The 12,408-nt window shown below is 63.2% G+C and carries 12 protein-coding genes; 4 read left to right on the top strand and 8 right to left on the bottom strand.

What is annotated here, in order from left to right; all coding sequences use genetic code 11:
- Window positions 1-404: DapH/DapD/GlmU-related protein (locus Q0331_RS00290; RefSeq protein ID WP_298073831.1), on the top strand; the 404-nt coding region annotated here is incomplete at its 5' end.
- A 13-nt stretch (window positions 405-417) separates the two neighbouring features.
- On the opposite strand, the gene Q0331_RS00285 is transcribed toward Q0331_RS00290, so the two are convergent.
- The 7 genes from Q0331_RS00285 to typA form a co-directional block, all read right to left on the bottom strand.
- The gene (locus tag Q0331_RS00285; protein ID WP_298073829.1) at window positions 418-1,290 is read right to left on the bottom strand and encodes a pseudouridine synthase; all 873 of its coding nucleotides are present in this window, start codon (window positions 1,288-1,290) and stop codon (window positions 418-420) included.
- A 78-nt stretch (window positions 1,291-1,368) separates the two neighbouring features.
- Complete coding sequence (gene dapC, locus Q0331_RS00280; protein ID WP_298073828.1) at window positions 1,369-2,505, bottom strand: succinyldiaminopimelate transaminase; 1,137 nt, start codon at window positions 2,503-2,505, stop codon at window positions 1,369-1,371.
- 92 nt (window positions 2,506-2,597) lie between these two features.
- Entirely contained in the window at window positions 2,598-2,915 is a 318-nt protein-coding gene (fdxA, locus tag Q0331_RS00275) for a ferredoxin (RefSeq protein WP_011273859.1), read from the bottom strand.
- A 69-nt stretch (window positions 2,916-2,984) separates the two neighbouring features.
- A complete protein-coding gene (locus tag Q0331_RS00270) occupies window positions 2,985-3,479 on the bottom strand; it encodes a hypothetical protein (protein ID WP_298073826.1) in 495 nt (164 codons plus the stop codon).
- A 29-nt stretch (window positions 3,480-3,508) separates the two neighbouring features.
- Complete coding sequence (gene mshB, locus Q0331_RS00265; protein ID WP_298073824.1) at window positions 3,509-4,525, bottom strand: N-acetyl-1-D-myo-inositol-2-amino-2-deoxy-alpha-D-glucopyranoside deacetylase; 1,017 nt, start codon at window positions 4,523-4,525, stop codon at window positions 3,509-3,511.
- A gap of 3 nt (window positions 4,526-4,528) precedes the next feature.
- Window positions 4,529-6,349 carry an ABC transporter family substrate-binding protein gene (locus Q0331_RS00260; RefSeq protein WP_298073822.1) on the bottom strand — a complete coding sequence of 607 codons (1,821 nt, stop codon included), beginning with the start codon at window positions 6,347-6,349 and terminating at the stop codon, window positions 4,529-4,531.
- Window positions 6,350-6,357: 8 nt separating this feature from the next.
- Window positions 6,358-8,274 carry a translational GTPase TypA gene (gene typA, locus Q0331_RS00255; RefSeq protein ID WP_298073820.1) on the bottom strand — a complete coding sequence of 639 codons (1,917 nt, stop codon included), beginning with the start codon at window positions 8,272-8,274 and terminating at the stop codon, window positions 6,358-6,360.
- Window positions 8,275-8,572: 298 nt separating this feature from the next.
- Here typA and Q0331_RS00250 point away from each other — a divergent pair, with 298 nt between their 5' ends.
- On the top strand, window positions 8,573-9,259 hold the full coding sequence (locus Q0331_RS00250) for a hypothetical protein (protein WP_298073819.1): 687 nt from the start codon (window positions 8,573-8,575) through the stop codon (window positions 9,257-9,259).
- A 111-nt stretch (window positions 9,260-9,370) separates the two neighbouring features.
- Window positions 9,371-9,994: a DUF402 domain-containing protein gene (locus Q0331_RS00245; protein WP_298073817.1), complete on the top strand. Its 624-nt coding sequence runs from the start codon at window positions 9,371-9,373 to the stop codon at window positions 9,992-9,994.
- Window positions 9,995-10,173: 179 nt separating this feature from the next.
- On the opposite strand, the gene Q0331_RS00240 is transcribed toward Q0331_RS00245, so the two are convergent.
- Window positions 10,174-11,343 carry an acyl-CoA dehydrogenase family protein gene (locus tag Q0331_RS00240; RefSeq protein WP_034985701.1) on the bottom strand — a complete coding sequence of 390 codons (1,170 nt, stop codon included), beginning with the start codon at window positions 11,341-11,343 and terminating at the stop codon, window positions 10,174-10,176.
- A gap of 236 nt (window positions 11,344-11,579) precedes the next feature.
- Here Q0331_RS00240 and Q0331_RS00235 point away from each other — a divergent pair, with 236 nt between their 5' ends.
- Window positions 11,580-12,308 carry a DUF4232 domain-containing protein gene (locus Q0331_RS00235; RefSeq protein WP_298073815.1) on the top strand — a complete coding sequence of 243 codons (729 nt, stop codon included), beginning with the start codon at window positions 11,580-11,582 and terminating at the stop codon, window positions 12,306-12,308.
- Window positions 12,309-12,408 lie beyond the last annotated feature (100 nt).

Here is a 12,408-nt window from a genome sequence, read left to right as displayed (position 1 = left end):
TGGGCTCCTCCATGGTCGAGGGGCGTATCTCCGGTGGCGTGGTCGTGGGCGACGGCTCCGACATCGGCGGCGGCGCTTCCGTCATGGGCACCCTGTCCGGTGGTGGCAAGGAGGTCATCTCCATCGGCGAGCGTTGCCTGCTGGGTGCGAACTCCGGCGTGGGCATTTCCCTGGGAGACGACGTCACGGTCGAGGCCGGCCTGTACATCACCTTCGGCACCAAGGTGACTCTGACCGACGAGGTGGCCAAGCAGTTGGGCAAGCAGGCAGGCGAATCCGTCAAGGCCTCCGAGCTCTCCGGCGCCAGCGGGCTCCTATTCCGCCGTAATTCCGTCTCCGGCGCAGTCGAGGCCGTCGCGAATGCCTCCGCTGTCGAACTCAACGAGGCTCTGCACGCCAACTAGGCGCGTGCACTAACTAGGCCAAGCTCCCCCACTGGGACCACGGCTTTTCCAGGCAGCGCTCAATTTCAATGCGCTGCCTGTTTTTTAATGACGCCACCAGTGCCAACTCAATAGCGACGGCACGCAAGCACAGGGGGCCCGTCCCGGGACGGTATTCCGGGTACGTGTCATCACCGTAGATGGGAGCACCCAGGTGATTCATCAGTACCCGCAGCTGATGCGTATATCCGGTCCGGGGCTGTAGTTCGTACACGGCGGTGGGAGTGCCCGCGCGTGTGGTTTCCGCGGGTGTGACTTCCGCACCAGCACGGCTGGCGAGCTTCCGGATGCGCGTGACGGTCAGCCGTGACCGCTCTCCGTCCACCACCTTCACCTGCGGGTCGTCCTTGATCTTCAGCATCGGCAGCTGCACCTCCTGCCACTGCGGCCCAATCTCCGGAATGTCCGCGGCCAGCGCCTGGTAGGTCTTAGAGACCTCCCGGCGCTGGAATTGGGTCTGCAGGAACCCACGGGTAACCGGGTTGCGCGCGAGCACCAGAAGGCCGCGGGTGCCCCGGTCCAACCGGTGGGCTGCCACCAATTCGAGCTCCTGAAGGCGCACGCGCATCAGGGATTGTGCGGTCGCGCGCAACAGCCTGCCGTTGGGCGTAGACGGCAATCCATGTGGCTTATCCACCACCACAGCATCCGGACCGGAGTACAGAACAGGAATGTCCGCCGCCAACAGCTCTTCGGGTTCTTCTGGGAAGTCGGGATAGACCCATGTGGGCGTCCGACCCGAAAGAACTAGCCCCGGAGCCAGAAAGGTGCCAGGGGCGTAGGGCGAATCGCCCGCGGCGGCGGCCAGGTAGGTGCGGCCATCGTCGGGAACGCGGCCGCTCAGCATGGCTTTAACGGCGGATACGCCATGGCGCGGCGGCGGGCGCCAGCGTTGCAAGGCCGGGATGGGGGCTCAGAGCTCCCGCTACCGGGCGGCTGCGGGATCTTCGCCGGTCAAGCGGCGGGCGGCAGCCTCAATTCGCTCGTCGGTGGCGGTGAGGCCCACGCGGACAAAGTTCTTGCCCTTCGGGCCGTAGAAGTCACCCGGAGCAACGAGGATGCCCTTATCGGCCAGCTCGGCGACAGTCTCGCGACCGTCGCGTCCCTGCGTGGCCCACAGGTATAGGCCACCGTCGGAGTACTCGATGTCGAAGCCAGCCTGCAGCAGGGCAGCCTTCAGCAGGTCGCGGCGGTGGCGGTACAGCTGCTTCTGCAGAATCTCGTGGCCATCCTCCACCAGCGCGGCCACCAGCGCGGACTGGATCGGCCCGGGGTTCATCAGACCCGCGTGGCGGCGGATGTCTAACAGCTCCTGAATCAGCTCGCCGTCGCCGGCCAGCCAGCCAGCACGATAAGAAGCCAGGTTGGAGGTCTTCGACAGCGAGTGCACCGCAATCAGGTTGGTGAAGTCTCCCTCGCACACTTCCGGATCGAGGATCGAGACGGGGCGCTCCTCGCCCCACCCCAGGCCCAGGTAGCACTCGTCGGAGACAATGATCGTGCCACGTTCCCGGGCGAACTCCACGAACTTGCGCAGGTGATCCACGCCCAGTACCTGGCCGTGTGGGTTCGCCGGGGAGTTCAGGTAGATCAGCGCCGGAGTCTGCGGCCCGAGCTTCAGCAGCGAATCGCTGCGCAGCACGTCGGCCCCGGCCAGGCGAGCAGAGACCTCGTAGGTCGGATAAGCCAACTCCGGGATCACAACCGTGTGGCCCGCGCCGATTCCCAACAGAGTGGGCATCCAGGCGATGGCCTCCTTGGTGCCGATCACCGGCAGCACCTGGGTATCGGCATCTAAGCCCCGCACCTGGAAGCGGCGCTCCATCGCCCCCACGATGGCCTCACGCAGCTCCGGGGTGCCCTTCGTCTGCGGGTAGCCTGGCTCCGCGGCGGATTCCGTCAGCGCCAGCTGAATGGCCGGGGAGACCGGATCTACAGGAGTGCCGACCGACAAATCCACGATCCCATCTGGGTGGCTCGTCGCCTTGGCCTTAGCTTCGGCAAGCGAGTCCCACGGGAAGTCGGGCAGTCTGTCGGCTACTTTGGTGCGCTTGAAGGTCATGCTTGTACTTTATACCGCCTGCTTAGTGCGCCCGGCGCTAACCGGTGCAAGTGTGGGCGTCAATAAAGAAAAAGCAGATAGGCGAATAAAACCTAAGCCTGCGGCGGCAGGTTGGCGATCAGCTCCGCGTCGAAGTCCTGCGGCCCCAGCTTGGCGGCACCACCCGGGGAACCCAGATCGTCGAAGAACGCCGCGTTCGCGTCGTTGTACTCTTCCCACTCGTCCGGCACGTCATCCTCGTAGAAGATGGCCTCAACCGGGCAGACCGGCTCGCAGGCGCCGCAGTCCACGCACTCATCCGGGTGGATGTACAGCATGCGCTTACCCTCGTAGATGCAGTCAACGGGGCACTCTTCTACGCAAGCGCGGTCCAATACGTCTACACAGGGCTGCGCAATCGTGTAGGTCATCGTCTAAATACCTACCCTTTCTGGAAAGTTCGTCATACTCCACAGAGCTCTCTTCGAGCTTCTATTCTGTCACTTCAGCGGTTCCAGTGAAAACTGAGGGCGAAGCGGCCACGCGGCCGCTGCCATACCGACCACAAGCAGCAGCATAGACCACACGGTCTGCGGCATTAACGTCGCCTCGCCGAAAGGCAGCTCCGGCCACATCACCGCCAGCAAATAGCCGGCCAGCCACACGAGCGCGGGAATTCCCGCAACCAGCTTACTATCGGTCCACAGAAGCGCGGTTTTCGTCACCGCACGGTTGAAGAAGAACGCAAACAAGATGGTCCATGGCAGCGGCACCAGTGTGTCCCCCACCGTGATGCGCGAGCCGATGTATAGAACGCTGATGAACAGTCCGAACAGCGCGCCGATGGAGAGCCAGACAATGCCGGAAATGCGCTCAGAGCGCGTTGTATCTTGGCGTGCCTGGCTCTTGGTGGGGTGGCCCCAGTTGGGCTCGTCCTTCTTCGCGTTCACGTCGCTCCATCCTAGTGCCCTAACCGGTCGGATCTCCAAGGCCACGCGGTGTGGGGCCTAAGCGCCCCGCCGTCTCAGGCCAGCTGCTCTCCCAGCGCGCGGGCGAAGAAATCCTCGGGCACGCCGGGGGCCGTCCAACCTAGACGATAGCTTTCGCTGTCCAGCAGCGGCTGCGTAATATGGTTCGACAGGCAGAACAGGGTGGTTGCTGTGGGCGCCGGCGGGTTAGAGTCCCGCACCTGGTCATTGACGTCCGAGGCCGTGCCATCAGCCACCCAAATCTGGGTGGCGTGAGCGCGCATAGCGGCCTGCTTGGCCGCCACGTCCTCTGCGGTGCCGTGAATCACCAGATCGACCTCCACAGAGGGCACGGTCGCGATCTCCCCTGCAGTAGGCAGGGTCCAGCCTTCGGGCACGGCCGCCGGGGCCTCCTCGAGCCCCTGCATCCCCTCGGCAAACTTCTCTTCCTCCGTCACGCACCACAACACCTGGCTGGGGACAAATACATCTGCGCCCGCTCCAGCGCCTTCCACGCCCGCTCCCGCGCTACTCAGCCGTCGCACGGCCTCGTGCACAACGCGGTGTGCCTGCTTGTGGTCCGGATGTCCGTACCCACCGTCGGCGGCGTACGTCAGGATCACCTCCGGCCGGATGCGCTGAATCTGCTGGATCAGTTGCTCGACCTGCGTATCCAGCAGGTTCTGTGCTGCCTCCGTCTCGCGCGCAAAAGCCCGCGGATGGCGGATGGACTCGCTGCCCTCCATGCCCGAATCCCGCCACGCGCCACAGCCGCCCAGAAGGTTCGGCCCGTGCTGAACCCCCAGCGCACTGAGCGCCCGCTGCAGTTCCGCGATGCGGTAACCACCGAGCATTCCCGTGCCGTGCTCGTACTGCTGGGCGTCCACAAGAGCTTGGTACTTCTCCCCGATCACCTCGCCCTCCTCGCCGAGGGTGCAGGTAACCACAGACACATCGTGGCCCAGCCTTCGAGCCTTGGCCAGCGCCAGCCCTGTCCACAGGGTCTCGTCGTCCGGGTGCGCATGCACCGCCATTACGGTAATCTTCTGCGCTGCGGCGGGGGTGCTGGTCACGGGTTAATCCTCCTTGAGGGCATTTTCTGCGGTGTTGCGTTTATTTTCCTCGATGGGGCTCAGGGTCCACCGTGCCGCCGAGATCAGCACCGAGCTGCTGTTGTCCAGCGGCCAGTCTTCCAGCCCCGGGGTCGGCCCGTTGAGCCTGTCCGACGTCACCACGGTGAAACGGTCGGAGAGGATGGGCAGCACCGTGGAGATCTCCGAGATCCGCTCGTCCAGCTTTTCTCGCTCGTCGTTGAGGTCGGCGCGGCCTTCGCTGAGTTTGCTTAGGAGTTCTTCCAGGTCGCGGTCGCAGGTGCCGCTCAGGTTGCCGCCCTTGGGGATGTTAGGGTGTGACGCCCCTTCGTCCCCGCTGTCGCTACCCTCAGCCGGGTCCTTCGAATCTGCGTCGCCAGACGGCTCTGCGGAGTCTTCCTCTTCGGGAGCGGTGGTGCAACCGTACTGTTCCACATAGTCGAAGGTGGCCTGCGGGCTGCGCTGCCACGTCACCACGCCATCGACTTCTCCCTGCTCCACAGCCGAGCCGAGAACCTCCCCCGCGTTACCAGTGCGCACGGTGGCGGGAATTCCGGCGTGCAGCAGCTGGTCCACGACGGAGCGGGCAGCATCCACCGCCACCTGATCATCAGTGACCGCGCCGATGACGATGCCGTCAGGGCGCTGGTCGGACTGCAGGTCACGAGGCATCTCCGCGGCAGTCTTCGGGGTGGCGTTCCAGCGCGGGGCCTCCACCTCCGGATCCTGGGAGACGATCCGTGCGATCCTCTCCGCGTTGATCGCACCCAGTACCCGGCGGCGGGTTTCCTGGTCAGAGAAGACTGGGCTGGCCTGGTTGAGCTGCAGGTTCAACTGCACTCCCCGAGCGGTGTTGCGCATCTGCGTGTAGGGCAGCTGGTTAAGAGCCAGGTCGGTGGTGGCCGAACGGTGCGTCATGTACATCTGGATCTGCTCAGTGCGCATCATCTGCGCACCTGTGGATTCGTTCGGCACGGCGGTGAAGCGGATGATGTCCGTCTTAGCCGCCTTCGAACCCCAGTAACGGTCGTTGCGCTGCAGTTCCAGCAGGCCGCGCCCCTCGTCCACGGACTTCACGGAGTACTGCCCCGCAGAAGCGACGGAGCCGCCGTCCATCATCGTGCTGAAGCTGCGCCCCTCTGCCCGGTAAATGTGGCTGGGCAAAAGGTGCGTGAACAGTCGCTTCCAGGTGTTCAGCGGCTTATCGAAGGTAACTTTGAAGCTCTTTTCCTTCTTCTCCGGCTCGATGGAGGTGATGTGGCGGTACAGCCCCTTCGCCTCCGCGAGAGGCTCGTCCACGATCGCTTTGCGCAGGTATTGGAAGTCGGAGATGGTGATGGGCGTGCCATCGGACCACTGCGCCTCCGACTGCAGGGTATAGACCACTTCCGTCGGATTCTCCCGATCGTTTGGCTTGACCTCGCTGATCAGATCATCGTTGAGGTTCTCCCCCATCGAGCCATCTGTGTAGACACTCGGCAGGGTCAGGTCGGCAACCGCCGCCACTACCGGGTTTCGGTTGCCCACCAGGTGCGGGTTGAGGTTGCCGGTGAAGCGATCCACGCCCACCGTGATCTCCCGCAGACTCTCATCAACCGGCTGCGGCTGCTGAGTTTGGGTGGAGGCGGACGGGTCTTCCACCGTCGGAGCCTCGCCCGGATTCGCCTGGCAGGCGGCCAGCGTTAAGGCGAGTGTCGCCGACGTCAGGGCGGTCGCGGCGGTGGGCGTCACACCCCAAAAACCGCGACGGCGTGCGCCGGAGGAACGGCGCGCCGACGAGCTAAACAGTGGAAAGAGCGAGAACAAGGGCAACTTTAGGAGTTGTTATTGCGCTGCTTCTCGCGGGAACGGGCACGGGCGCGATCGGTGGCGTTCAGGGTCACCTTGCGAACGCGGATGACCTCCGGAGTTACCTCGACGCACTCGTCGAAGCCACAGAACTCCATGGCCTCTTCCAGGGTCAGGGTGCGGGCCTTGGCCAAGGTCACCGTCGCGTCCGCGGTTGCGGAACGCATGTTGGTCAGCTTCTTTTCCTTGGTGATGTTGATGTCCATGTCCTCGTCGCGGTTGTTCGCGCCGACAACCATGCCCTCGTAGGCCTCCGCGCCCGGTTCGACGAAGAAGGTTCCGCGGTCTGCCAGCTGGATCAGCGCGTAGGCCGTGATCTGGCCGGAGCGGTCGGCAACCAGGGAGCCGGAAGCGCGACCCTTGATCTCACCCGCCCACGGCTCGTAGCCAGCGGAGTAACTGTTGGCAATGCCGGTACCACGGGTTTCGGTCATAAAGACGGTGCGGAAGCCGATCAGTCCACGAGACGGAACGATGAACTTCATGCGGACCCAGCCGGTGCCAGTGTTGTCCATGGACTCCATGCGACCCTTGCGGGCGGCCAGCAGCTGGGTGACGGCACCGAGGTGCTCCTCCGGGACGTCGATGATCAGGTTTTCGTAGGGCTCGTGAACCGTGCCGTCGATGGTGCGGGTAACCACCTGCGGCTTACCGACGGTCAGCTCGAAACCCTCACGTCGCATGGTTTCCACCAGCACGGACAGAGCCATCTCGCCACGACCCTGAACCTCCCAGGCATCCGGGCGTTCAGTGGGCAGCACGCGCAGGGAGACGTTACCGATCAGCTCCTGGTCCAGGCGGGCCTTGACCATGCGGGCGGTCAGCTTGTCGCCGCCGCCACGGCCTGCCATCGGGGAGGTGTTCACGCCGATGGTCATGGAGATCGCGGGCTCGTCGACAGTGATGCGAGGCAGGGCAACCGGGTTCTCGGGATCGGCCAGGGTATCGCCAATCATGATGTCCTCGATGCCGGAGATAGCGGCGATGTCGCCAGCGATCATTTCTTCGGCCGGCACGCGGGTCACGCCCTCGGTGCGCAGTAGCTCGGCCACCTTGGCGGTCTTGACGTGCTCTTTGCCGTCCTCGTCGTAGTGGATCCAGGCGACCTGCTGCCCCTTGCGCAGTCGGCCGGCGTGGATGCGCACCAGGCCAATGCGGCCCAGGAAGGAAGATGAGTCCAAGTTGGTGACGTGCGCCTGCAGCGGGCCATCCACGTCAGCGGAAGGCTCCGGCAGGACGTCATAGAGGACGTCGAACAGCGGCTGCAGATCCTCGGAGTCCGGAACGTTGCCGTTGCCCGGGTTCTCGGTGGAGGCCTTGCCCTCGCGGCCGGAGGTGTACAGCACAGGAAGATCCAGCAGCTGTTCGGCGGCCTCTGCAGCCTCGTCGTCCTCCAGGGTGGAGGCCAGCTCCAGCAGCAGGTCCTGGGACTCTTCGACGACCTCGTCGATGCGTGCGTCCGGACGGTCGGTCTTGTTCACGCAGATGATCACCGGCATCTTGGCAGCCAGGGCCTTGCCCAGCACGAAACGGGTCTGCGGCAGTGGACCCTCAGAGGCATCAACAAGAAGAACCACGCCGTCCACCATGGACAGGGCACGCTCGACCTCACCGCCGAAGTCGGCGTGGCCGGGCGTATCGATCACGTTAATGATCAGGTCGCTGCCCTCTTTACCCAGACCCTTGCGGTGGATGGCAGTGTTCTTCGCCAGGATCGTGATGCCCTTTTCCCGTTCCAGGTCGCCGGAGTCCATCACGCGCTCTTCAACTTCGCCGTGCGAAGAGAAGGCGCCGGACTGGTGCAGCATGGCGTCGACGAGAGTGGTCTTGCCGTGATCGACGTGCGCGACGATGGCGACATTGCGGAATTCAGTCAAAGACACAGATCCGAACTTTCCTTTACTTGGGTATTTAAGGTCTTGGTTTCAAGCTAGTTGTGCAGCGTAGGCACTTCAGGGGAACCTTTCACAGCCTACTCCTTTAGTCCTCCACAATAACGCATAGGGCGCGAAGAAGTTTTTCCCAAAACCTTGAGAAAAGCTCGCAGACAGGTGTTATTGTTTACAAAAGGTTCCTAGCGAACGTTACTAGCGTGACAAATGTGACAGATGTGACTAGTGTGGTTCCCATCTTCTGTTTAAACGCACCTGAGATGACTGAATAAAACCCGAAAGGTTCACCGTGGCTTTCTCTCGACGCTTGACCCGTGCCGCCGCTGCACTGACCACTGCCTGCGCACTGGCAGTCCCGACCGTGGTGGCTCCTACTACCGCCGGCGCCCAGGTACAGGGCTCCATCGATCACCTGGGCCGCCCCGCGCCGCACGTCCTGGATCAGATCGAAGCTTTCGCCAACAACCCGCAGCTGCCACCAAACGTGAAGGCTTCCCTGAAGAAGCTGGTTGGCTTCTTCCGTGGCGATGGCAAGCCGGGCGTTGACGTTCCGGAGAACGCCCCGGCGTTCACCCAGTTCGGCTGGCCGACCGTTTCCGGCAAGTGCATCGGTGGCAAGAACAAGGCCGTCGGCACCGCAATGGGCGTGCCCGGCCCGGCAAAGCTTCCGCTGCCAGGTATCGGCGCCGGCGAGGTCAACTTCGTCTTCACCGCGATGGGCACCGGCACGGTAGCTAAGAAGCAGACCACCGCGATGAACGTCCACTGGATCAACATCAACACCGGCAAGATGGGCCGCACTCCGCTGGGCTACACCGGTATCAACCCGAAGGGCCCGGCCACCGTCAACGGTGTTGCCAAGACCGGCAAGGGCACCGTCATTGCCCTGCTCGAGGGTGGCGTGACCACTCACGAGAAGGAGTCCGGCAACTCCAACTGCAGCTTCCTGCCGACCGCGGCACTGCTGCACGTCTAGTAGCCTTCGCCTAGACCTCCGGGCTGCAAGCCCCCTCGGCCGCGCTTTCCTGCGCGGCCTTTTTCATACCTTCGGCCTTTACCCACCCGCTCACCACATTCACCTGAAACGATGGCTGACCTGCACAAAGTAAAACAAGAGACCTTCGACCTCTCCCGCGCGATCAATATCGACCCGAAGGGCTTCGAACGCGCCGTCGACGCCTACGAGCTGTCCCCCAACCAGCCCACGGCTGTGCAGTCTGGCACCGCCAACCCCAACCCGGTGCTCTACATGCGTCGCCCCACTCCTGGCCACCCACGCTTCCATTATCTCGAATCCTGGCTAGTCCCCCACCTGGACATTCGGCTCAACAAATTCCACTTCTTCGACGGGATCGAGCCCACGCAGGACCTCTATATAGACATCGCCTTCATCGAGATTGATGACGCCACCACCCCACCAACCTGGCGCACCCGCGATATTTACGTGGATGTGGTGACGCACCTCCGCGAGTCCCCTTCTCTAGAACAGGCTCAGGCGAGCTCTAGCTACGTCCCGGGCACATCTTCAAAAACGAAAGTCCAGGTACTGGACCTGGACGAGTTGGGCGAAGCACTCCTGGCGGGTTACATCACCGCCGACGAGGCCCGCCGGGCGCTGGATTCCACCCAGCGGCTGCTGGATGGGCTGCACGAACACGGCAGCGTGGCCGATTGGCTGGCCACCCAGGGCGTGCGTTGGGGCTACGGATAGGACGCGGTACTTATTGCATAGGCCGTTCTACATAGTCAGGTCGGCATTCCTGCAGATGCTCACGCAGGATCTTCGAATACCCCAAACCCCATCGTCTATCTCCAATCCTGCTCGGACCGTTTGTCGCTGTAGCTACTTTGTGGAAGCCCTCCCCCCCCCTGGGAACGGGCTGCGGCCCGCTAAGCCAGGATCTGGCGGCCCATCACCATGCGGCAAATCTGGTTGGTGCCCTCGTAGATCTGGGTGATCTTCGCATCGCGCATCATGCGCTCCAGCGGGAAGTCTCGGGTGAAGCCGTAGCCACCGAGCAGCTGGACAGCGTCCACCGTGACCTCCATAGCGATGTCAGAGGCGAAGGCCTTGGAGCCTGCCGCCATGAGGCCCAGCTTGGCTCCATCCTCAGCCACGCCACGCTCCGCGTTGGAAGCCGCGGTGTAGATCATCAGGCGGGCTGCGTCGATCTTCATCTTCATGTCAGCCAGCATGAACTGGGTGTTCTGGAAGTCGGCGATAGCCTTGCCGAACTGCTTGCGCTCCTTCACATACGCAACAGCCTGGTCAAACGCACCCTGGGCGATGCCCAGCGCCTGCGCGCCGATGGTCGGGCGAGTGTGGTCCAGGGTCTGCAGAGCGGTCTTGAAGCCGGTGCCTTCCTCGCCGATCATGCGGGAAGCCGGAACGCGGCAGTCCTCGAACAGCAGCTCAGCCGTGGGGGAACCCTTGATGCCCAGCTTGTGCTCGTAACCGGAAACGCTGAAGCCCGGGTCGTCCTTGTTCACCATGAACGCAGAGATGCCGCGTGCACCAGCCTCCGGATCGGTCACGGCCATCACGGTGTACCAGGTGGACTTACCACCGTTGGTGATGAAGCACTTGGAGCCGTTAATAACCCACTCGTCTCCATCGCGGACAGCTCGGGTCTTCATCGCACCGGCGTCAGAACCAGCCTCGCGTTCCGTGAGCGCGTAAGAGGCCATCGCACCGTTAGCAATGTCCGGCAACACTTCCTTCTTCAACTCCTCGGAGCCCTGCAGGATCAGGCCCATGGTGCCCAGCTTGTTCACGGCCGGGATGAGGGAGGAAGAACCACAGACCCGGGCAACCTCTTCGATGACGATGACTGCTGCGAGGGAGTCGCCACCCTGGCCGCCGTACTCCTCCGGAACGTGGATAGCGTTGAAGCCCGCGGCGTTCAGAGCCTCTAGGGCCTCCTGCGGGAAGCGCTCTTCTTCGTCAACGTCCTTGGCGTGGGGAGCGATCTGCTGCTCAGCCAGGTCGCGGATGGCCTCGCGCAGCGCGAGATACTCGTCGGGCAAACGGAATGGTTCGAAATCAGGGTTGAAGCCCATGGTTAATTCTTCGCCTCTCTAGCAGTGAAGTTGAGAACGTTCTTTCCCACCGAGTGTAATGCGATCCGGCGATTCGGTGATTTGAAAGCGATATTTCCATAAAGAACTTTACATACGGCTACACCCCCTCAGCACTACCCTCCCCGGATACGGCTACATCACTTTCCGCTCACCATTCGGTAACAAAACGCCAATCTCATTGGCCACATAGATACCTTGTGTTTACAGTGTTATCCATGAAGAGCCTTCGCCGTCGTCCGGTTAACTCCCGATCCCACGCTCCCCGCTCCGCCCTGGCCGCGGGTGCAGCCGCCCTGCTACTCGCCGGTGGTTCACTCACTCTGACCGCCTGCGACGACGAGGAAACCACCCCCTCCAACGCAGCGTCTACTCAGGAATCCGCAGACGAAAGCTCTGCCCAGTCCCTCTCTGATCACAGCACTGCCAGCACCGGCGCGGCCAACAGCAAGGCCGAAGACGGCTCCGTGGGCAAGGGCGGCATGTGTGCCACCAATGATCTAGAGATCACCACCGCCGACTCGCAGGGTGCAGCCGGTTCCACGCTGGTCAACGTCGTTTTTAAGAACACTTCCTCCAAGCCGTGCTCGATGCGTGGCTTCCCGGGCGTATCCATGGTCGCAAACCATAACGGCACCCAGCTGGGCAAGCCCGCGCAGCGGGAGAAGGACGTGCCCAGCAAGGACGTAAAACTCGACCCCGGCGCATCGGCCATCGCGCCCGTAAAGATCACCCAGGTCGGCGCCCTGGATCCGCAGGAGTGCAAGCCCCAGGATGCTGACGGCCTCCGCGTCTACCCACCGGAGCAGACCAAGGCCGCCTATGTGCCGATGAAGAACCTGGAGGGTTGTTCCGGGGAAGTCGAGTACCTGTCGGTGCAGCCTGTCAGCATGGGCGATCAAAGCGGCCAGGCCGGCACCGGCCAAGGCCACCAAGACGGCGAGTAGCGCCGCCCACCAGCCCACGCCCCGCCCACCGTGCCTTCCCCCCGCAGCTCTTTCCGCGCCGCACCCCGCCGGTTCACCGCCTGGCTGGGTGCAGTGGCTC

It is taken from the genome of uncultured Corynebacterium sp. (assembly GCF_937999985.1).
Taxonomy (GTDB): Bacteria; Actinomycetota; Actinomycetes; order Mycobacteriales; family Mycobacteriaceae; genus Corynebacterium.
Note: the sequence above shows the minus strand (reverse complement) of the source record. Positions and strands in the feature narration are given on the sequence as shown.